The organism is Collinsella sp. (assembly GCF_052346665.1).
In the GTDB taxonomy this organism is placed as follows: domain Bacteria; phylum Actinomycetota; class Coriobacteriia; order Coriobacteriales; family Coriobacteriaceae; genus Collinsella.
In genome coordinates this window covers 50,371-70,460 of record NZ_DAWDUX010000001.1, presented here as the reverse complement: position 1 = coordinate 70,460, position 20,090 = coordinate 50,371, and the positions used below count along the sequence as shown (strand labels likewise).

16 protein-coding genes and 1 pseudogene are annotated in these 20,090 nt (G+C 62.0%); 4 read left to right on the top strand and 13 right to left on the bottom strand.

Translation table 11 applies throughout. The features are described 5' to 3' along the window. The 5 genes and pseudogenes from ACT8II_RS00290 to ACT8II_RS00270 all read right to left on the bottom strand — a co-directional run. A pseudogene (locus ACT8II_RS00290) lies at positions 1–1,837 on the bottom strand (ABC transporter permease); the annotation flags it as partial. Positions 1,838–1,849: 12 nt separating this feature from the next. Continuing rightward, entirely contained in the window at positions 1,850–2,551 is a 702-nt protein-coding gene (locus ACT8II_RS00285; RefSeq protein WP_317440179.1) for an ABC transporter ATP-binding protein, read from the bottom strand. Positions 2,552–2,735: 184 nt separating this feature from the next. Continuing rightward, positions 2,736–3,587 (bottom strand): DegV family protein, encoded by an 852-nt coding sequence (locus ACT8II_RS00280; protein ID WP_302742299.1) that lies wholly within the window; start codon positions 3,585–3,587, stop codon positions 2,736–2,738. A 182-nt stretch (positions 3,588–3,769) separates the two neighbouring features. Continuing rightward, complete coding sequence (locus tag ACT8II_RS00275) at positions 3,770–4,795, bottom strand: aspartate-semialdehyde dehydrogenase (protein ID WP_118652483.1); 1,026 nt, start codon at positions 4,793–4,795, stop codon at positions 3,770–3,772. A gap of 72 nt (positions 4,796–4,867) precedes the next feature. Then, positions 4,868–6,232, bottom strand: coding sequence for an aspartate kinase (locus ACT8II_RS00270; RefSeq protein WP_443812758.1), 1,365 nt, complete (start codon positions 6,230–6,232; stop codon positions 4,868–4,870). A 241-nt stretch (positions 6,233–6,473) separates the two neighbouring features. Here ACT8II_RS00270 and thrC point away from each other — a divergent pair, with 241 nt between their 5' ends. Next, positions 6,474–7,988, top strand: a complete 1,515-nt coding sequence (gene thrC / locus ACT8II_RS00265) for a threonine synthase (protein ID WP_118652479.1) — start codon at positions 6,474–6,476, stop codon at positions 7,986–7,988. A 165-nt stretch (positions 7,989–8,153) separates the two neighbouring features. Here thrC and ACT8II_RS00260 read toward each other — a convergent pair whose 3' ends face one another. Next, positions 8,154–8,453: a DUF2442 domain-containing protein gene (locus ACT8II_RS00260; protein ID WP_302742294.1), complete on the bottom strand. Its 300-nt coding sequence runs from the start codon at positions 8,451–8,453 to the stop codon at positions 8,154–8,156. Between the two features lie 225 nt (positions 8,454–8,678). Here ACT8II_RS00260 and thrB point away from each other — a divergent pair, with 225 nt between their 5' ends. Then, positions 8,679–9,560: a homoserine kinase gene (gene thrB, locus ACT8II_RS00255; protein WP_443812757.1), complete on the top strand. Its 882-nt coding sequence runs from the start codon at positions 8,679–8,681 to the stop codon at positions 9,558–9,560. A gap of 147 nt (positions 9,561–9,707) precedes the next feature. After that, entirely contained in the window at positions 9,708–10,646 is a 939-nt protein-coding gene (locus ACT8II_RS00250; RefSeq protein ID WP_118652473.1) for an aldo/keto reductase, read from the top strand. Positions 10,647–10,881: 235 nt separating this feature from the next. On the opposite strand, the gene pflA is transcribed toward ACT8II_RS00250, so the two are convergent. The 7 genes from pflA to ACT8II_RS00215 form a co-directional block, all read right to left on the bottom strand. After that, positions 10,882–11,700: a pyruvate formate-lyase-activating protein gene (pflA, locus tag ACT8II_RS00245; RefSeq protein WP_118652471.1), complete on the bottom strand. Its 819-nt coding sequence runs from the start codon at positions 11,698–11,700 to the stop codon at positions 10,882–10,884. 467 nt (positions 11,701–12,167) lie between these two features. Further along, entirely contained in the window at positions 12,168–12,419 is a 252-nt protein-coding gene (gene grcA3, locus ACT8II_RS00240; protein WP_040360482.1) for an autonomous glycyl radical cofactor GrcA3, read from the bottom strand. Positions 12,420–12,560: 141 nt separating this feature from the next. Continuing rightward, positions 12,561–14,675, bottom strand: coding sequence for a formate C-acetyltransferase (gene pflB, locus ACT8II_RS00235; protein WP_118652469.1), 2,115 nt, complete (start codon positions 14,673–14,675; stop codon positions 12,561–12,563). A 292-nt stretch (positions 14,676–14,967) separates the two neighbouring features. Beyond that, positions 14,968–15,309, bottom strand: coding sequence for an arsenate reductase family protein (locus tag ACT8II_RS00230; protein WP_294123632.1), 342 nt, complete (start codon positions 15,307–15,309; stop codon positions 14,968–14,970). Between the two features lie 110 nt (positions 15,310–15,419). Then, positions 15,420–16,751 (bottom strand): MFS transporter, encoded by a 1,332-nt coding sequence (locus ACT8II_RS00225; RefSeq protein WP_443812756.1) that lies wholly within the window; start codon positions 16,749–16,751, stop codon positions 15,420–15,422. Between the two features lie 9 nt (positions 16,752–16,760). After that, positions 16,761–18,275: a M20/M25/M40 family metallo-hydrolase gene (locus ACT8II_RS00220; RefSeq protein ID WP_412107965.1), complete on the bottom strand. Its 1,515-nt coding sequence runs from the start codon at positions 18,273–18,275 to the stop codon at positions 16,761–16,763. Positions 18,276–18,366: 91 nt separating this feature from the next. Continuing rightward, positions 18,367–19,302, bottom strand: a complete 936-nt coding sequence (locus ACT8II_RS00215; RefSeq protein ID WP_118652463.1) for an undecaprenyl-diphosphate phosphatase — start codon at positions 19,300–19,302, stop codon at positions 18,367–18,369. A gap of 218 nt (positions 19,303–19,520) precedes the next feature. Here ACT8II_RS00215 and ACT8II_RS00210 point away from each other — a divergent pair, with 218 nt between their 5' ends. Next, positions 19,521–19,958 carry a universal stress protein gene (locus tag ACT8II_RS00210; RefSeq protein ID WP_294123628.1) on the top strand — a complete coding sequence of 146 codons (438 nt, stop codon included), beginning with the start codon at positions 19,521–19,523 and terminating at the stop codon, positions 19,956–19,958. Positions 19,959–20,090: the final 132 nt, after the last annotated feature.

The window sequence follows — 20,090 nt, the reverse complement described above, 5'->3', positions numbered from 1 at the left end:
GCGCCTCGGTGCTGGCGCGCTGTTGGTCGAGGGTTGCCCGCGCCGCCTCGAGTTGCCCTAGGCCCTGGTTCGCCTTGGCGCGGGCCGCGTCAAGTTGCACCTGACCAGCCTCGATCTTGCCGAGCGCCGCCTGCACCGTGGGCTTGCTGAGCACCGCGTCCGCGATGTCGTCGGCTTGCGATGACATGTCGGAAAGCTGGCCCGAGAGCGTCGTCAGCGTGTTCTTGATGGTGAGGACCCGGTTCTTGGCCTCTTGGATATCAGACTCGTTTTCTGGATATGCGGAGACGAGTGCCTTGATCTGCTCGATCTGACCTGAGAGATCGGGGCGAATGACGGCAAGCCGGTCGAGCGCGGCGAGCGCCTCCTCCTTCGCCGCGGGATCGCCGACGGGCAACCGGTCGAGCGCGGCAATGATCCCGTCGCAAAGCTCCTCGGCCTGCTGCAATTGGCCAGACGCCTCGTCAATATACGCCGTGATGGCCGTGGTGAATTCCGCCTTTGCCGTGGCGTCACCCTCCAGCAACCGCTGCCAAGCGGCCTCCGGCCACGTATGGCCGGTGAGCCCGCTGTTCATGATCGCCTTGAGCGTTGCGGCTCCCGACTCAGCCTGAGCTATCTGCGCGAGAGCCGACTCAGCTTGAACGCGTCCAGCGTCGAGCTCGGTCTGCCTGGCGTCAATGACGGCCATGCCGTAAGTCAACTGCGTGCGAGATGCATCGAGCTTGGTCTGGGCGTCCGCAAGCTGGCGGCGCGCATCCGCCCCTTGCGCCGCGAGCGCGGCCTCGCCCTCGGCTATCTGAGCAAGTGCATCATCAATCTGGGCCTCCGCATCTTCGAACTGCTTGTCCGCCTCCGCCTGCGCGTCGTCGACCTCTTTGCGTGCATCGGCTTTGAGGCCCTCGCTCCGTGCCTCCTCGCGCTGCTCGCGAATGTCCTCAACGCGCTGTTTCACCTCATCGACCATATCCTTGTACTCATCGGAGTAGGTCATGAGATCTGCCGCGCCTTTTACCGTGAGGTAGGCAACGGTGAACGTGCCACGGTCCAATACGGCGCCGGGTGTGAGGAAAAATGCGTACTGCGATCCTCCCGAGCTGCGAAAGCTCATAGTTTTGCTACCCGCGTTCACGTCCATGGGGTCGAGCACGGAAGCTGTGATCGTGTACTCGCCGCGCTTGAAGATGGCGGAGGAGCCTCCCGCTGCCAGGGCCGTATCGTCAGCGGCGTCGGCGGTCCCCGTGGCATCGGCGGTCACCGCAGCGCCGGCGGCTCCCGCGTCGTCGCCCGCTTCGCCAGCGTCGTCGGCGGCCCCTGCGGCGCTGGGCTCCTCGTCCTCGCCCTCGAAGGTCACGGTATCACCGATCTTCTTGCCGCTCACATCGAGGTACTTCTGCGTCACAGCGACCTCGTTGATATCGCGCGGCAGACGACCCTCGATCACCTGGGGCTCATTTAGGCCCGCCGGCGAGAGTGCCTTGAGGTCGACCTTCGCGCTTGCATCCTTGACCTGCGTGTATGCCGTTTCGGAATACCCGCCCTCCGCCGCGTCGACGCCGTCTATCTTGGCGAGGGCCTCTATATCGCCCTCGTCCAGACCCAACGTGGACTGAATCGAGATGTCGAACAGCCGCTGGCTGTCGTAGTAGCTGTCGGCGGTGAAGCGCAGGTCGTCGCAGGCGGCCTTGAGGCCGACGAGCATCGTGGCGCCCAGCGCGGTGATGACGAACAACGAGATGAACCGCTTGAGATTGCCCGTGATGGTGCGGGCGATGTCCGTTCTGAACGCGTTTGGACGCCGGTTACCGGAACGACGGTCCGTCTTTCTCCCCTTCATAGACACCGTCGCCTACCACTCGATATCGGCGATGGGTGTGGGTGTGGCGTTCACGCGCATGTCGGTCACGCGGCCGCTCTTGAAACGGATGAGGCGGTCGGCCATGGGGGCGAGCGCGGAGTTATGCGTGATGATGAGGACCGTGATGCCATCGCGACGGCACGTGTCCTGCAGCAACTGCAGCACTTGCTTGCCCGTCTGGTAATCGAGGGCGCCCGTGGGCTCGTCGCACAGCAGGAGCTTGGGGTTCTTGGCCAGCGCTCGGGCGATGGATACGCGCTGCTGCTCGCCACCGGAAAGCTGCGAGGGGAAGTTCGCCATGCGCTCGCCCAGGCCCACCTTGCGCAGGCACTCGGCGGCGTCAAGGGAGTCGGGGCAAATCTGGGAAGCGAGCTCGACATTCTCAAACGCGGTGAGGTTGGGCACGAGGTTGTAGAACTGGAACACAAAGCCCACGTCGGCGCGGCGGTACTCCACGAGGTCGTCTTCGGAGGCGGAGCTCACGTCGCGCCCGTCGACGACAACGCGTCCACTCGTGGCGGTGTCCATGCCGCCGAGGATGTTGAGCGCGGTGGTCTTGCCCGCGCCGGAGGCGCCGAGGATCACAGCGAGCTCGCCGCGATCGACCTCAAACGACGCCCCATCCAGCGCGTGGACTTCGGCATCACCCGAGCCATAAACCTTCGTCACATCGCTGAACTCGATATATGCCATACGCGGCGCTCCCGTTGCGTGGGTTCCCATTATGAATTGATATACCCACAAGTATAGGCATCAGGCAAATACGTGGGCAGCATGTGCGAATATCGAACCACATCGACCCGACAGCTTGGAGAATACCGATCGCGCTCTTTGCGCTGGCGGACGTTGCGGTGCCTGCGCTCGCAAGAGAACGTGGTTACTTTTGCAGCAGGACCGCGCCGAAGGCGGTGGGGCCGCAGTGGCTGGAGATCACGCCACCAACCTGCGTCCACGTGATGTCCTCGAAACCGAGCTCGCGGGCATATACCTCCATGTCGCCGCGCAGTTCCTCGGACAGGCCCACGGAATACGCGAGACCAATATGCGAAAAATCGATATCGCCCTTCTCGACCATGTGGTCGAGGAACGCACGGGCACACTTGAGCATGGAGCCACGGAATTTCTTGGTGGCGACGAACTTGCCGCCCGTGACCTCGATGCACGGCTTGATCTTGAGCAGATGCGCACCAAGGAACGCCACGTTGGAGAGGCGACCGCCCACCTTGAGGAAGGCGAGGTCGGTGGGGACGAAGCCCAAAAGCACGCGATCCATCACGCTCTCGACGAAGGAGAATATTTCCTCGACCGTCGCATCGGGGTTCGCCTCGATATACTTGGCGGCCTCGACGGCAATGAGCGACTGACCCACAGAGACGAAGCGTGTATCCATCGAGTACACGTAGTCGCGGCCCTCGGCGGCGATCTTAGAGGACTGATGCGAGCAGGTGGTCACCTCGGAATACGCAAGGTGCAGGATGGTGGCTTCGGGCTGCTCGGCGTGGATGCGATCGTAAACCTCATTGAAGTCCGCAGGAGAACAGCCGCTCGTCTTTGGCATCTGACCCATCTCATTGCAGCGCGAGTAGATCTCAAGCGGATCGATCGAGCCGTCGTCCACCGTCTCGTCCCCCATCGTCACGTGCATAGGAACACTCACGATTCCATAGCGCTCACGCAGCTCCGGCGTGACATCTGCGCCGGATTCGACCACGATGACATACTTGCTCATACAGACCACGACCATTCTTATCGTATTCAGACGCGAAAGGCGCCGCCCGCACATCCGTGCAGACGACGCCCTCCGCTGTCATTCCGTGCTTCGACTAGATTGTACACACTTTACTTAGTAGTGTTGCTTTACTCGTGGACGGTTTCGATTGCCGTTGAGCAGCTGCACGCAACGTACGCGGCCTACTCGCAGAGCAGCTTTGCAATCTGGACCGCATTTGTCGCCGCGCCCTTGCGAATCTGATCGCCGCAGCACCAAAACGTGATGCCGCGCAGCGCCTCCGGATTGGAGATGTCGCGGCGGATGCGGCCGACCCAGATGAGGTCTTGGTCGGTCGTGTCCAGCGGCATGGGCCAACGGTCGTGCGCGCTCTCTGCGTTCAGGTCGTCCACAAGCTTCACGCCAGGTGCAGCGGCAAGGGCCTCGCGCGCCTGCTCAAGTGTGATGTCGCGCTCGAACTCGAGCGTGATGCTCTCGGAATGCGAACGAACCACCGGTACGCGCACGCAGGTGCAATTAACGCGGAGCTCGGGCAGATGCATGATCTTGCGCCCCTCGTTTTGCATCTTCATCTCCTCGGAGGTGAAGCCCTCGAACTTCTCGCCGCCGATCTGCGGGATGAGGTTGCTGGCGAGCTGCGCGGCGAATGCGCTCGGTGCGGGAATCTCCTCGCCGCGCCCCATGCAGCCGATCTGCTCCTCGAGCTCTCGCATGCCCGGGACGCCGGCACCACTCGCGGCCTGGTACGTCGAGACGATCATGCGCTTGACACCGGCGATTTGGTGAAGCGGCCAGGTGGGAACGAGGCCGATGATGGTGGCGCAGTTGGGGTTGGCGATGATGCCCTTGTGGTTGAGGGCATCGGCGGCGTTGATCTCGGGAACGACCAGCGGCACGTCCGCATCGAGGCGGAAGGCGTGCGAGTTGTCCACAACCACCGCACCGCGCTTGACGGCCTCGGGGTAGAGCGCGAGCGCGATGTCGTCCTCCGCCGCGCCGAGCACGATGTCGACCCCGTCGAACGCCTCGGGTGCCGCGGCCTCGACCGTGACCTCGCCCCACGGAGTCTCGACAACCTTGCCGGCCGAGCGGGGGCTCGCCAGCAACTTGAGGGAGCCAACCGGGAACTCCTGCTCCTCCAGGCATTGAAGCATCTGCGTGCCCACCGCTCCGGTGGCGCCCACGATGGCGACGGAATATGTCTTCATGTTGTCCCCCTTCTCAAAAGGATATGTCGAATGCCACCCTCACATGACGTGACGAGCGGGCGCATGCTCTGCTTAAAACGGGCTCGGCGTCGGCTCGAGATCGGCCGTGGTAACAATGCCGTTCTCATCGGAGAACGCCTCGTAAATGGTCTTGATGGCGCGGTCAAAATCGCGCTCTTCGACGCCGACGATGATGTTGATCTCGTCGCAGCCCTGGGTGATCATGCGGACGCTCACGCCCGCCTCGCCCAGCTTGCCGAACAGGTGCCCCGAGATACCGGCGCGCCCGCGCAGGTTGCGGCCAACCGTCGCAATGAGCGCCAGGTTCTCGACAACCCCAATCTCCAGCGGCTCGACTTCCTCCTGGATATCGGAGATGAGCGAATACAGGGAGTCCTTGACGTCGGCGGCCTGAACGACTGCGGCAAACTGGTCCACACCCGTGGGCATGTGCTCGACCGAGACGCCATAGCGCTCGAAGACGGACAGGGCACGACGCATGAAGCCAATGCGGCTCTTGGTGCGGTCACGCGAGACGTTGATGGCGAGGAACCCGCGCTTGCCGGCGATGCCGGTGATGATGGGCTCGGAATCGCCCTCTTTGGCGGTCTCGGAAATGATGGTGCCCGGATCCTCGGGCGCATTGGTGTTTTTGATCACGAGCGGGATGCCGGCATCGCGCACGGGGAAGACGGCCTCCTCATGCAGGACGCTCGCGCCCATGTAGGAGAGTTCGCGAAGCTCCTCGTAGGTGATGCGGGGAATGGGCTGCGCGCCCGGCACGATGCGAGGATCGGCGGAGAGGAAGCCCGAGACGTCCGTCCAGTTCTCGTAGAGATCAGCCTCCAGGCACTGGGCGAGGATGGAGCCGGAGATGTCTCCGCCGCCGCGGTCGAGCAGGCGGATCTTACCCTCCTTGGTGGCACCGTAGAAGCCGGGCATGACGAATCCGCCTTCGCGGGCGTTTTCCTTGACGAGCTCCGCCGTGCGCTTCATTGAGAGCGTGCCGTCGTGGTGGAAGGCGACCATATCCGCAGCGTCGATGAACGGCAGCCCCAGGTACTCGGCCATGAGGCGCGCAGTGAAGTACTCACCGCGGCTCACAAGCTCCTCGGTGGTGTACCCGCCGGTACGGGCGCGCTCGGCAAACGCCGCGAACTCATCGCGGATCGGATAGTCGAGGTTCAACTCGTCGGCGATGTCGAAATAGCGCTGGCCGATGTCGGTAAGCAGGTCCTCGCAGGAAACGTGGTAGTTCACGTGAGCGTCTACGAGATACAGCAGGTCGGTGACCTTGGTGTCGGCCTTGGAACGGCGTCCGCACGCACTCACCACCACGAAGCGGCGTGCCGGGTCGGCGTCGATAATCGCCTTGATCTTGCGGAAATGCTCGGCGTCGGCGACGGACGAACCGCCAAATTTGGTGATCTTGATCATGGTGCGCAGAAACCCCTCCCCAGCGCGTGCCGCAAACGGGCAGCGCGACATGACACGTAGGCTGCCACTTTACCATGAGCTAGTAGGGCAGCTCAAAGGTGTCACCATTGTTTCCAAATAAAGAACGTCATGTGGAATGGCGCTGTAAAGGCCCGCGCCTGCGTTCACTTTAGCCAGCCGGAGCGGGACGCTCTGGTACCATGAGCTCCATCTATGCACCCAATTGTGAGGAGATCGCAGTATGGCGACGTACCACAGCACGCGTTCACGTACATCTGAGCTCAGCTCCAAGCAGGCGATTCGACGCGGCATCGCGCCGGACGGCGGTCTGTACGTGAGCGACGCGCTGGGCGAGGCCACCATCAACCTCGCCAGCCTCGCCTCCAAGGACTACTTCGAGCTCGCACGCGAGGTGCTCGGCGCGCTCCTGCCCGACTACAGCGCCGACGAGATCGCCGCCTGCGTTTGCGAGGCCTACGAGGGCACCTTTGCCAGCGACGAAGTCACCCCCGTGGTGCCGCTCGCGCAGGCCCCCAACGCCGATGGCGTGCCCTCCTACGTCCTCGAGCTCTGGCACGGCCCCACCAGTGCGTTCAAGGACGTTGCCCTGCAGATGCTCCCCCGCCTCATGGCCCGCACGGCTGACTCCGCCGCTGAGGATGCGCCCGCCAAGATCCAAATCGTCACCGCGACCTCGGGTGACACCGGAAAGGCGGCGCTTGCCGGCTTTGCCGACGCGCCCGGTGTGGGCATCACCGTCTTCTATCCAGAGGGCAAGGTCTCCCGCGTGCAGGAACTCCAGATGAGTACGCAAGAGGGCGGCAACGTCACCGTCTGCGGGGTGCGCGGCAACTTCGATGACGCTCAGAGCGCCGTCAAGCGCATCTTCGGCGACATCGAGCTCGCCGAGCACCTGGCAGAGCAGGGCGTGATGCTCTCCAGTGCCAACTCCATCAACGTCGGCCGCCTGGTGCCGCAGGTCGTGTATTACTTCGCTGCCTATGCTCAGCTCCTGCGCGCAGGCGCCATCGAGCCGGGCGATGCGGTCGAGTTCTGCGTGCCCACCGGCAACTTCGGCGACATCCTCGCCGGCTACTACGCCAAGCGCATGGGTCTGCCCGTGGCCAAGCTCGTCGTGGCAAGCGATAAGAACAACGTGCTCTACGATTTCCTCACCACCGGTACCTACGACCGTCAGCGCCCCTTCTACACCACGACGTCGCCGAGCATGGATATCCTCATCTCGTCCAACCTCGAGCGCATGCTCTACTACCTGAGCGACGGCAACTGCGAACTGGTCGCGCAGCTCATGGAAAGCCTCAGCGGCGAGGGTTCCTACACCCTGCCCGCCGACTTGCTCGCCCGCATCCAGGAGGTCTTCGGATGCGGTTGGGCCGACGAGGACCAGGTCGCGAACGCCATCAAGGAGTGCTGGGACGCGAACGGCTACGTGATCGACCCGCACACTGCATGCGGCTTCCACGTCCTGGCTGAGCAACCCGCCGCCCCGGATGCCAAGGCGCGCATCCTGCTCTCCACGGCGAGCCCCTACAAGTTCCCCCGCGCCGTCGCCGGGGCGCTCGGCCTGTTCTGTCCTCCGAGCGACTTCGCCTGCATGGACGTCCTCGCCAAGGCGACCGATACCACCGCGCCCGAGCAGCTTTCCACGCTCCAGGACAAGCCCGTCCTCCACACCGACGTGGTCGATATCGACGATATGCCCACGTACGTGGAGAACGCTGCCACAGCGCTGTAGAAGATACGTATATGGGTTCCGGCGTGTTTCATCCGGCGCTCGAACAATCCCGACTCGCACGAAGGCCACTTAAGGTGGCCTTCGGCTCATGCGGAACTCGCGGCGGACGAAACACGCCGGAACTTGAGCATGCTACCCATGCTTAAGTCGCCGTGATAGTGAGAGTTAGGCCGCCTCTTCGGCGAGCGGATCGGCAACGCACTCGCTCGTCTCGTACATGCTCCAAGGGTCCAAATCAATACAAGCAGCTTCATCATGGTTTCCGGCAACGTCCCACGCAACGGCGTCATTCATAACTGTCAACCTGTTTGAAAAGAAATCTTCATCTGATAGGCGGGCAAATACACCGCCCCGCTCGATGAGGGACTTGATGTCTGCACGGCGCACCGACCCGTCAGAGAAATACGCATACACGGTATAATCGTCGCCTGCAAGCGCCTGGACAACGCGGGGCAAATACTCCATGTGGCACCTCCTACATCAAAGGACCAATTGAATTGAGAGGCTTGCCCGCAGCCGCCAATTCCCAATTTTGCATCAATTCATCTTCCCAAAAACAATGCAATAACCGGCATAGGCACTCATTTCAACGGCGTGAAAAATAACTTTATTGTACCCGCGCGCTCATGCCTTAAGAACAGCCCCTGATAGGATAGTAAGGTGAGTTTCATCCTCAAGAAGGAGAGCCCCATGATCAAGATCACTGTTCCCGCTACGAGTGCGAACCTCGGTATCGGCTATGACACGCTCGGTATGGCCGTGTCGCTGTACTCGCATTTCACCTTCGAACGCTCGGACGAACTCGAAATCACGGGTTGCCCTGTGGAGTTCCAAAGCGAGAACAACCTCGTGTACGTCTCTTTCGTCGACGCCCTGCGGGAGTGGGGTGAGGAGCCCTTCCCGGTCAAGCTCGACATCCATACCGAGGTGCCCGTGGCGCGCGGTCTCGGCAGCAGCTCCACCTGCGTGGTCGCTGGCATCATGGCAGCAGCCGCGCTCACCAGCCATACCGTCGACCGCGCTGAGCTCGTCCGCATCGCCACGTCCGTCGAGGGGCATCCCGACAATGTGGCCCCCGCGATCTTGGGCGGTGCCGTGTGTTCCTTCACGCCCGAGGGCGGCCTGCCGCGCTGCCTTCGCTATGACGTGAGCGGTCGCTTGCGCTTCATCACCATCATCCCGCCCTACGAGGTCCATACGAGCGAGGCGCGCAAGGTGGTTCCGCAGGAGGTGCCGCTCTCGAACGCGGTGTGGCAGATGGGCCGTATCGCCGGCATGACGCGCGGTCTGGAGACGGGCGACCTCGCGCTCATCGCCGACGCGAACGACGATCGCCTGCAGGAGCCCTATCGCCGGGCACTCATCCCCGACTACGATGCCATCCGCGCCACGTGCCTGGACGGCGGGGCGGGAACGCTGTGGATCTCCGGCTCCGGATCGACCCTCATGGCTGTGACTGACGATACTATCGTCGCCAAGTTCCTGCAGGTGCGCCTCCGCGAGGCCTTCCCCGCCTGCGAAACCCACATCCTCACCTGCGACACCGAAGGCGCGCAGATCGAGTACCTCTAATTTCCAACTGGGGACGTAGTCGTTCTGCAAAACTTGCGATTTGGTATTGACAGCAGGCTTTCGTCAGCTGTCACGATCCCTTACTCAAGTTCTATCATGGCTATGATGCTTGTTTCCGGCATTCGCCCATACCTCGAAGGGAACCCCATGAACTACCAAACAATCGGATCGACTGAGTACGAGGCGAGCCGCATCGCAATGGGCGTCATGCGCATGGCTGGAAAAACGCGCGATGAGGCCCGCGACATCGTCCAGACGGCACTCAACTGCGGGATGAACTTCTTCGATTCCGCCGACATCTACGGTGCGGGCGAAAGCTCACGCGTCCTGGGGCAGGCCCTGCACGACCTCGGGGTCGCCCGCGACGATGTCATCCTCCAGACCAAATTCGGCATCGCTCCCGACTTCACCGGGAAGCGCAACGGCATCTACGACTTCTCGCGCGACCACCTGCTCTCCTCGCTCGAGGCCGAACTCGAGCGCCTGCAGACCGACCACGTCGACTTCGTGCTCCTGCATCGCCTCGACGCCCTCTGCGACCTCGACGAGCTCGGCGACACCATGGCCCACATCGTCGACTCCGGCATGGCGCGCCACATCGGCGTGAGCAACATGGGCCCCTGGAGCTGCGAGATGCTCCAGGCCAATCTCGATCAGAAGCTCGAGGTCAACCAGCTCCAGTTCGGCCTGTGCCATGCCGGCATGGTGCGCATGCAGATGCACGAGAACATGGAGGACGACGCCGCGGCCGACCGTGATGGCGGTGCGCTCTCCTACGCGCAGCTCACAGGCATGACCATCCAGGCCTGGAGCCCTCTTCAGTACGGCATGTTCGCAGGAACCTTCATCGATAACGAGCAGTTCGCCGAGCTCAACGGCGTCTTGGCTCAGATCGCCGAGGAGCGGGGCGTCTCCAAAGAAGCCGTTGCAATCGCCTGGATCTTGCGTCATCCCGCCCGCATGCAGGTTATCTCGGGTTCAATGGATCCCGAGCGCATTCGCGCCATCGCCCCCGGTGCCGATGTCGAGCTTACTCGCCAGGAATGGTACGACCTTTATATCGCCGCGGGTAACGACCTGCCATAAGACGGAAAATGTGTTCGTGACGTGCACAAACGGTGCTGACATCATGAACGAGTTGAAAACCGTTTTCGATGGGGAGCATGCGGGTACATCACTAGTACTCCACCCCTCACAAAAGGCGGCGCCAGGTCTCTCCACCGGCGCCGCCTTTTTGTTTGCACTGAAGCTCCCGTTATGCCTTCCCCGCCGTCGGATCATTCGCCCGCGCGGGGGGCTTCCGGTCCGTCGGGCAACCCGGCTAACCCTGGCAGTTGTGTTCCGCTGCCCTGCCCATACGCAGCCCATGCAGGACCGCTTCGCGCAACTCGGGAATGCGACCCTTGTCCATAGCCGGCACATCCTTGAGCGGATACTCGATCCCAAGCTGCTCGTACTTCACGATGCCCATGGTGTGATACGGCAGGAGTTCCAGCCCCACCACATTGCGCCAGGGCGCGATCAGCCTTCCGAGTGCCTCGCATTCCTCGACCGTGTCGGTGATCCCGGGGACAACCACATGGCGAATGACGACCTTGATCCCGCGTCGCGCGAGCTCGTCACCGAACGCGATGATGTTGTCCGGTGCGCAGCGGGTCAGGTCCTTATGCCCCTGCGGATCGCTGTGCTTGATATCGAGTAGGACGAGATCGGTCTCCGAGAGCACGTTCTCGAACCGCTCCGGACGCTTGGGATTGTACGCATAACCGCAGCTGTCCAGGCACGTGTGGACGCGCCCGTTGGGGTTGTCGTGCATCGCCTTGAAAAGATCGCCCACGAACTCCGGCTGCAGCAGGGGCTCTCCACCCGTGACTGTGATCCCGCCCGTGCGGTAAAACGGGCGGTTGCTCTCGAATTCGCTCATGATGCGTTCGACCGTCACCGGGGTGCCCACACCCTCGCCCACGGCCCACGTGTCGGGATTGTGGCAATATGCGCAGCGCATGGGGCATCCCTGGGTGAACACCACGAATCGCACACCGGGCCCGTCGACCGTACCCATGCTTTCAATCGAGTGCACACGCCCGAGCGCGTAGCTCGATACCTGGTCCTGCAAGCCGTCCAACTGCACACGCGCCATGAGCCATCTCCCCCTTCATCTGTGGTATCCAACGCAGTCACATTTAACCGCTAGGTATCATACCCTGTTGGACATCCATTGCCCCAACGCCTTCAGCGAAATCTTCCTCGCAGCCGCAATGAAGATCGCCTAAGCCATCAGCTTTGACATACAAAAAACGACAATGTGTACCAAATTTCGCGTCTTAATGGCGATTTGGCGATGCCAGATCGGTGCCCTTGCGCATTTGCGCCATGTTTAACGATCAGATCTGCTCGCATGCCGGCGTTGATCCCACATTTCGCGCAATTGTACGCGGATACGCGCTGAAACGAACACGCTTTGGGATAGACACGCTACCCGGCGGTACACATTGTCGATTGTTGTAAACTCATATCTTCAATGGGTCATTGGAAGCCCCCATGCGCAAAGACGGGCGCCAGGTTATCCTGGCGCCCGTCTCGTCACATTCGCTCTGCTATCGCGAATTAGAAGCCCTCGTGGAAGGTACGGGAGATGACCTCGTCCTGCTGATCCTTCGTGAGGTTGTGGAAGTTAACGGCATAGCCGGAAACACGCACGGTGAGCTGCGGGTACTTCTCCGGATGGGCCTGGGCGTCGAGAAGCGTGTCACGGTTGAACACGTTGACGTTCAGGTGGTGGCCACCCTTCTCGGCGTACGCGTCGATCATGCTCACGAGATTGTCGGCCTGCGCCTGCGGGATATCAGCGACCTTCATGGTGTTCTCCTTTTCTTGTTTGACGCCCCAACGCGCCAGAATAGGAATTGTTACTGAAAGTATATCAGTAGATGCCGCGCCGGTACGCCAGAATTACGACCGGCGCGGAAACATTACAGACGGACCACGTGGCCCGCGATCTTAGCGATCCTCAGAGCCCTCAGGAGCGGAGGAGTCGGTGCAATCGCAGCAAGCAACCGGGTTCTCGAACTCGATGTCACCGAGGTCGATGTCGCCAAAGAAGACCTCGTCCTCCTTGCCCAGCGCGCCCGGCACGATGGAGAAGGTGTTGGAAATGCCGTCCTGCGCGTCGCGGAACGGAAGCTTGGAAACCGAGCTCAGAGACGCGATGGCGCCATGGCTGTCGCGCTGGTGCATCGGGTTGGCACCCGGGGCGAACGGCACGCCGGCCTTACGGCCATCGGGCGTGGCGCCGGTGTTCTTGCCATACACCACATTGGAGGTGATGGTGAGGACAGAGGTGGTGGGCACGGAGTTGCGGTAGGTCTCGTGACGACGGATGCACTCCATGAACTCATGCACGATGTCGTGGGCAAGAGTGTCGACGCGGTCGTCATCGTTGCCGTACTTGGGGAAGTCGCCCTCGATGTTGAAGTCGACGATGACACCCTGCTCGTCGCGGACGGGGTGAACCTTGGCGTACTTAATGGCAGACAGGGAGTCGGCCACGACGGAGAGGCCGGCGATGCCCGTTGCGAACCAGCGATGGACGTCCTTGTCGTGCAGGGCCATCTGAATGGCCTCGTAGCAGTACTTGTCGTGCATATAGTGGATGATGTTCAGCGTGTTCACGTACACGCCGGCAAGCCACTTCATCATGTCCTTGTACTTGCTCATGACGTCATCGAAGTCGAGCGTGTCGCCCTCGACCGGACGGTACTTAGGGCCGATCTGCTTGTGGGAGACCTCGTCCACACCGCCGTTGAGTGCGTACAGAAGGCACTTGGCGAGGTTGGCGCGAGCGCCGAAGAACTGCATCTCCTTACCGACGCGCATGGAGGACACGCAGCAGGCGATGGCGTAGTCGTCGCCGTGGTACACGCGCATGACGTCGTCGTTCTCGTACTGGATGGACGAGGAGGCGATGGAGGTCTTGGCGCAGAACTCCTTGAAGGCCTGCGGCAGGTGCGTGGACCACAGGACGGTCAGGTTCGGCTCCGGGGAGGTGCCCATCGTCTCGAGCGTATGGAGGTAGCGGTAGCTCATCTTGGTGACGAGGGTACGGCCGTCAACACCCATGCCGCCAATAGACTCGGTGACCCACTGCGGGTCGCCCGAGAAGAGGTTCTGGTACTCGGGGGTACGAGCGAACTTGACCATGCGGAGCTTCATGATGAAGTGGTCGACGAACTCCTGGATCTGCTCCTCGGTGAAAGTGCCATTCTTGAGGTCGCGCTCGGCGTAGATGTCGATGAAGGTGGAGGTGCGGCCAATGGACATGGCGGCGCCGTTTTGATCCTTCACGGCAGCCAGATAGGCGAGGTACATCCACTGGATGGCCTCCTGGGTGTTGGCAGCCGGGCGGGCGATGTCGAAGCCGTAGAGCTTACCGAGCTCGATAAGCTGCTGCAGCGAGCGAATCTGCTCGGAGAGCTCCTCGCGCAGGCGAATGTTGTCCTCGTTCATGACGGAGGGGGTGGAGGACTTCTGAGCCTGCTTGTCCTTGATCAGGGCGTCAACGCCGTACAGGGCCACGCGACGGTAGTCGCCGATGATGCGGCCACGGCCGTAGCCATCCGGCAGGCCGGTGATGATGTGGGCGGAGCGGCAAGCGCGCATCTCGGGCTTGTACACGTCGAACACGCCGGCGTTGTGCGTCTTGCGCTTGTTGGTGTAGAAGTCGACGATCTCGGGGTCGACCTCATAGCCGTGCTGGGAAGCGGCCTGGCAGGCGATGCGGATACCGCCGTTGACGTGCAAGGCGCGCTTGAGCGGCTTGTCGGTCTGGAGACCGACAATGGTCTCGCGCTCGGGATGCTCGGCGTCGATGTAGCCGGCCGGGTGCGACAGGATACCGGTCACGACCTTGGTGTCCATGTCGAGAACGCCGCCCTGCTCACGCTCCTTGAGCATAAGGGCCATGACGTCGTCCCACAGCTTGGTGGTGCGCTCGGTGGGGCCCACCAGGAACGACTCGTCGCCCTCGTAGGGGGTATAGTTCTTCTGGATGAAGTCGCGGACGTCGACCTCTTTGGTCCAATTACCGTCCTCGAAGCCTTCCCATGCCTCCTGCATTACCTGACCACGCTCCTTGTCGTGCTGTCGGGACGGCTCTCGCCCCGATATCCGGCATCCCCGAACAGCGGCCAGCCATCCCCATGCGCCACTCGCCGAAAAAACGCGCGCGTTTGAGTGAAAATAGCAACCGTTGGCCGAAGATTTATTCACGCTTGCAAGGATACCATAGCCGCAGGTGATTCGGTTTATCGTAATTGGGACTTTTTCTCGTTCATTTTATCGTTCTAGGCTGCTCCAGAGCCTCCCGCGTGTAGGTCCTTCCACGCAGCCCTTCCGTGGCCACCGTCCCCTACTCCCAGGTCTTCCAGACCTCGGGGCAATACCCCACGGTCGCCTTGGCGCCGTTGCGCACGATGGGCTCGCGAAGGACCTGCTGGTTCTCGAGGAGCTTGTCGAACTTCTGGCTCTCCGCCAGGTAGGTGATCAACGCGACGGTGTCCTGGTCCTTGGCGCCCTGGTCGATCACGGCGTCGATGCCGCCGGCCGCGCGCATCACGCTCTGGAGCTCGCCCTTGCTCATCTCCTTCTCGCGCAAGTCGATGAACTGGAACTTGATGCGCCGCTCTTTGAAGTAGCGCTGCGCCTTCTTGGTGTCGAAGCTCTTCTTGGTGCCGAAGATCTGGATGTTCATAGGGCCTCCGCCTCTCGTGGTCATGGTCTCGCATGCGCACAGTATGCCAGAACGTCGGCACGACAAGCGGGGGCCGGAGCGCCGTCCGCCCGCAGGAAGCGCTCCGACGTTTACGCCGAGGCCGATTCGCGGCTCGCGACCTCGTCAATCAGGACCGTGTCGCCATGGCGCGCTGCCGCGATAGCAAACAGCATGAAGATGCCCATGAGCGCGATGTAGGCGAAGAGCAAACCGGGGGCGACATCCATTACGATGCCCGACAGGATGGGGGTCGCCACCTGCGCCGCCATCGAGACCGTGTAGTAGTAGCCCGAGTAGCGACCAACGCTGTTCGCGTCCACCACCTCGAGCAGCATGGTGTACACGCACATGTCAACGCCGCCCAGCGCGATGCCTATGGCGAGGAACGCGAGGTAGAAGACGGGGCTGAACCCGGGAATAAGCCACAGGGCTACCGGTGCGAGAGCCATGACGAGCGCCGACGCCACGGCAACGCGCTTACGTCCCACCTTGAGCGAGAGGTTAGCAAGCGGCACATATCCCGAGAGCGCGCCAACTATTGTCACGATGTTGATTATCGCGTAGCTGCCGCCCTCCATGTTGTAAAACATATCAGCATAACGCGAGATATTCGTGGTCATGGCGTTGTAGCTCATGTAATAGAAAAAAGTTGCGGCCAAGAGCATCGCAATCGAAAAGAGTACGGAGCGGTCGGTGATCTTCGCGCGGCCGCCTGCCTCGGGTGAGTCGTCGACCATGATCTCGGACTCCTCGATCCCCATCTTAAGGCTCTCGTCATGCATTTTTTGCACGAGCTGTGGCTCGCGCACACGGATGGCGTACACCACAGCAGAACCCAGGATGACGAGCGCCTGCAGCATGAACAGCGGAATGTAGTTGGGCATGTCACCGGAGGGCACCATCACCGCAATCGCCACGAGCATCGCGCCCGTGCCCGCGTAGCCCACCATCTTTTGGATCGAATCGGCCTTGGTGCGCAGCGGGCGTGGCGTGATATCGCACACGATCGCGACGGTCATGGTGCGGTACATGCAGATGGCGAACAACGTGAGGAGGATTGCGAAGATGAGCAGCGGCAGGCTGCGCATCCCGTTGGCGACGGCGATAAGCGGCACGCTGAAAGCGGCAATCACCGACCCGATCAGGATGAACGGCGTGCGGCGACCGAGGCGGCTTGCACAGCGGTCGGACAGGATGCCGAACAGGGGTAGCAACACGAGACCGAACACGTTGTCGATCGCCATGACGGCACCGGTAGTCATATTGTCCAAGCCGAACGTCCCCGTGAGCATCTTGGGAACGATGCCGTCAAAGACCTGCCAGAAGCTGATCATGCCCATGAACGGCAGCGAGGCGAGCGCGACATGCGCGTAATCGAGCCTGGGCGCTCGGGAGGTGCGGGCCTTGTTCTCTCCAGCCATGTTCATCCCCTATCGAAGCTCGTCGAGATTGCGCAGGAACGCCATGTAGAACTCGATCCCGCGCTTGTACACGTCCACGCCGATGCGCTCATTCGCCGTATGCAGCAGCGAGCGGGCCTCACCCGAGTAGATGAAGCCGCCAAAGCGGTACACGCGCTCGCAAATCTCGCAGAACTCCCGGGAATCCGTGCAGGAGTTCTGCACGTACGGCGCAAAGCCCGCCTCGGGATACACTCCCGCGACGCAGCGATGCAGGTAATCGAAAGCGGGGTCGTCCTCGAACGGGCTCACGGGCGCGGGCTCAGTGTAGGGCACGGCCTGCTCGATCTCGATGGTGACGTGGTCGGGGCTCACGCCGCACGCTCGGCACGCCTCCTCCGCGCGCTCACGGGCGCGGTTGATAGCATCCGTGACCGTCTCGAACGGGGCGATACGGACGTTGAAGTTCGCCGTTGCCACCGTGGGGAGCACGTTGTGGGCCGGCGAGCCCTGCAACTGGGTGAGGGCGTAGGTGGTGCGGATCATCGCACCCATCTCGGGACTCGACGACATGATCTTCGATACGAGTGGACGCGTCAGCCACAGGTTTGAGAACACCATGCGGTACAGGGTCGAACTGCGGCTCGCAAGCTCCATGAGGGTCGCGTCGAGGGCGCGCGTGAACTCGGGCTTACCGGGATTCGCGGCGATATGCTCGCACACGCGGGCGAGCAGGCGCGGGGCGTCGTTCTCGGCGGGCGTCGATGCGTGGCCGCCATCGGCGCGCGCCGTGACCTTGAGGTCGACATGCCCTTTCTCGGAGACCCCGACCATCGCCACGGGCTCCTCCACGCCCAAGGGGGCGTCTGCCGCCACCGCGCCGCCCTCATCCATCACCATATAGGGGTGGATGCCGTGCTCGCGCATCCACGCAACCGCCTGCCGCGCAGCCGGACCCGCAACCTCCTCGCCGTTCGACGAGAAATACCAGACGTCGCGCGGGGGCACATAGCCCTCACCAATCAACACGTTCATCGACTCGAAGATCGCCGCGGCAATGTTCTTAGTGTCGAGCGAGCCACGGGCCCAGATCTCGCCGTCGTGGATCTCGGCGGCAAACGGGTCGTGGTCCCACGCCTGACCCTCAGTTGGCACTACGTCCTGATGTGCCATGAGCACGATCGGGTCGAGGGCGGAATCAGCACCAGGCCAACGCATGAGCAGGCCGAACTCGTCGAACATGGTGAGTTCGCACACCTCGAACACGCGGGGGAACTGCTCGCGCAGGGTGGGCACCCAGGCCTCGAAGGGCGTGCGATCCACGAGTGCCGGATCGTCGCGCGAGATGGTGGGCACCCGCAGGAGCGCCCGGAATCGCTCGACCGCGTCATCCCCCGCGTGGTAGCCCTCTGCTGTGAGCGGTGTACCCGCGGGCGCACTCGGACGCAGGCCCGCTGCGCGCTTCGCACATGCAATTGCCGTGACACCCGCCACCGCGCCCACTGCGGCACCTGCCAGCGCCACCGTCGTTCCCATCTTGCCCATGGCTCCTCCTCGTACATGAGGAGGCGCGCCGCCCCCTCGGACAGCGCGCCTTCAGTTTTCGTTATCCGTCTACGAAATGGTAGCACGTACTTTAGGCAAGTAGAGCAAAATACCCCAGCACCGCGATGCCGAGCACAATGCGGTAGATGCCGAACGCTGTGAAATCGTGACGGCGGACAAATCCCATGAGCCACTTGATCGCAATGAGCGAGACCACAAAAGCGACGGCGCAACCCACACCGAGGATGGCCAGACCGCTCGCGTCGAACACGCCGCCCTTGAGGAAGAACTTGACGAGCTTGAGGAAGCTCGCACCGAACATGACGGGAATCGCCAAGAAGAACGTGAACTTGGCGGCAACGGAACGCGTGGTGCCCAACAGCAGGCCGCCGATGATGGTGGAGCCGGAGCGCGAGGTACCGGGAATAAGCGAGAGCACCTGGAAGCAGCCGATGCCAAGGGCGGTCTTGTAAGAGAGATCCTCGAGCGAGGTGATGGAGCCAAAGTCGCCGCCTTGCGTGGGCTCGATAGCGACGGCGGGAGCCGCAAAGTGGGCTCCCCCGGGACGGGCGTTCGCCGCGGCTTCCTCGGCCACGCGCGCCGCAAGCTTCTTGGCGCGCCAGCGCTCGATCACGATGAACGCGACGCCATAGACGATGAGCGCCGCAGCGACGACCCACGCGTTATAGAGGTGCTCCTCCATGAAGTCATCGAGCGGGATGCCAATGATCGCCGCAGGCAGGCAGCCCACGATGATCTTGCCCCACAGGCTCCACGTGTCGCGGCGCTCCTGCTTCGTCTTGCCAAAGCCAAAGGGCAGCAGGTCGCGCAGGAAGAGCACGCAAACGGCGAGAATAGCGCCAAGCTGGATCACGACGAGGAACATGTTCCAGAATTCCTCGGTGACGTTGAGCTTGATGAACTCGTCGACCAAGATCATGTGCCCCGTCGAGGAGATAGGCAGCCACTCCGTGATGCCCTCGACCAAACCGAGAAACGCGGATTTAAGCAGTTCGATGACGTCCAAAGGACCTCCCCCAGTTTCAACCGTATAACATGACCGCAAGCGTGGCGCAGTCAAATCATTCTTCCGCCTATTATCGCCCCTCTTCGCCCAGTGCACCGAAAAAGCGCGCCGTTCGTGACATGTTACGCACCGGAAACGGGCAATTGGGTATAACTGTGGCATGGTAAAGCACCAAACGGTGGGTACACGGAAGCCCGCCACAGGCCAAGGAGGTCACCATGCACGAAGGTTATTCCAAGGTATTTGTTGCCCTTGACGGTACCGACCAGCAGGATTTCGTGCTCGCACGCGCCATCAAAGTCGCCGCGAACAACGGCGCTGCTCTTGTTATCGGTCATGTCATCGATTCGACTGCGCTCGAATCCGCTGGATCCTACCCCGCCGATCTGATCCAGGGCCTGCAGGATGCCTTTACCAACTCCATCGCGGCCCAGGTCGAGGAGGCCAAGGCGAACGAGGCGATTCCCTCCGTCGAGGTCATGATCCGCGCCGGGCGCATACGCGAAACGCTCAAGGACGAGATGCTCGACGTGATCAAGCCCGACCTCGTGCTCTGCGGTGCCCGCGGTCTTTCTTCCATTAAGTACGCGCTGCTGGGCTCCATCTCCACGTTCCTGTTGCGCAACACCGATTGCGACATCCTCGTCGTGAAGTAGTCGCTCCCCACCGTCCGGGATGGGTATTTCTTGAGCAAACATTCCGCAGGAAAGCCACCCGAAGCTGGCTTTCCGAGGACGTTTGCGAAGGAATTACCCATCCCGGTCGTTCGCTTTATACTTCGCGAGAAC

Bases quoted from the DNA above. Each gene is read 5' to 3' on its own strand.
- ACT8II_RS00250 (WP_118652473.1), top strand. From the start codon at position 9,708: ATGAACTACCAAACAATCGGATCGACTGAGTACGAGGCGAGCCGCATC.
- ACT8II_RS00225 (WP_443812756.1), bottom strand. From the start codon at position 16,751: ATGGCTGGAGAGAACAAGGCCCGCACCTCCCGAGCGCCCAGGCTCGAT.
- ACT8II_RS00210 (WP_294123628.1), top strand. From the start codon at position 19,521: ATGCACGAAGGTTATTCCAAGGTATTTGTTGCCCTTGACGGTACCGAC.
- grcA3 (WP_040360482.1), bottom strand. From the start codon at position 12,419: ATGAAGGTCGCTGATATCCCGCAGGCGCAGGCCGACAATCTCGTGAGC.
- ACT8II_RS00285 (WP_317440179.1), bottom strand. From the start codon at position 2,551: ATGGCATATATCGAGTTCAGCGATGTGACGAAGGTTTATGGCTCGGGT.
- ACT8II_RS00220 (WP_412107965.1), bottom strand. From the start codon at position 18,275: ATGGGCAAGATGGGAACGACGGTGGCGCTGGCAGGTGCCGCAGTGGGC.
- ACT8II_RS00230 (WP_294123632.1), bottom strand. From the start codon at position 15,309: ATGAACATCCAGATCTTCGGCACCAAGAAGAGCTTCGACACCAAGAAG.
- ACT8II_RS00280 (WP_302742299.1), bottom strand. From the start codon at position 3,587: ATGAGCAAGTATGTCATCGTGGTCGAATCCGGCGCAGATGTCACGCCG.
- ACT8II_RS00275 (WP_118652483.1), bottom strand. From the start codon at position 4,795: ATGAAGACATATTCCGTCGCCATCGTGGGCGCCACCGGAGCGGTGGGC.
- thrB (WP_443812757.1), top strand. From the start codon at position 8,679: ATGATCAAGATCACTGTTCCCGCTACGAGTGCGAACCTCGGTATCGGC.
- thrC (WP_118652479.1), top strand. From the start codon at position 6,474: ATGGCGACGTACCACAGCACGCGTTCACGTACATCTGAGCTCAGCTCC.
- ACT8II_RS00270 (WP_443812758.1), bottom strand. From the start codon at position 6,232: ATGATCAAGATCACCAAATTTGGCGGTTCGTCCGTCGCCGACGCCGAG.
- pflB (WP_118652469.1), bottom strand. From the start codon at position 14,675: ATGCAGGAGGCATGGGAAGGCTTCGAGGACGGTAATTGGACCAAAGAG.
- pflA (WP_118652471.1), bottom strand. From the start codon at position 11,700: ATGGCGCGTGTGCAGTTGGACGGCTTGCAGGACCAGGTATCGAGCTAC.
- ACT8II_RS00260 (WP_302742294.1), bottom strand. From the start codon at position 8,453: ATGGAGTATTTGCCCCGCGTTGTCCAGGCGCTTGCAGGCGACGATTAT.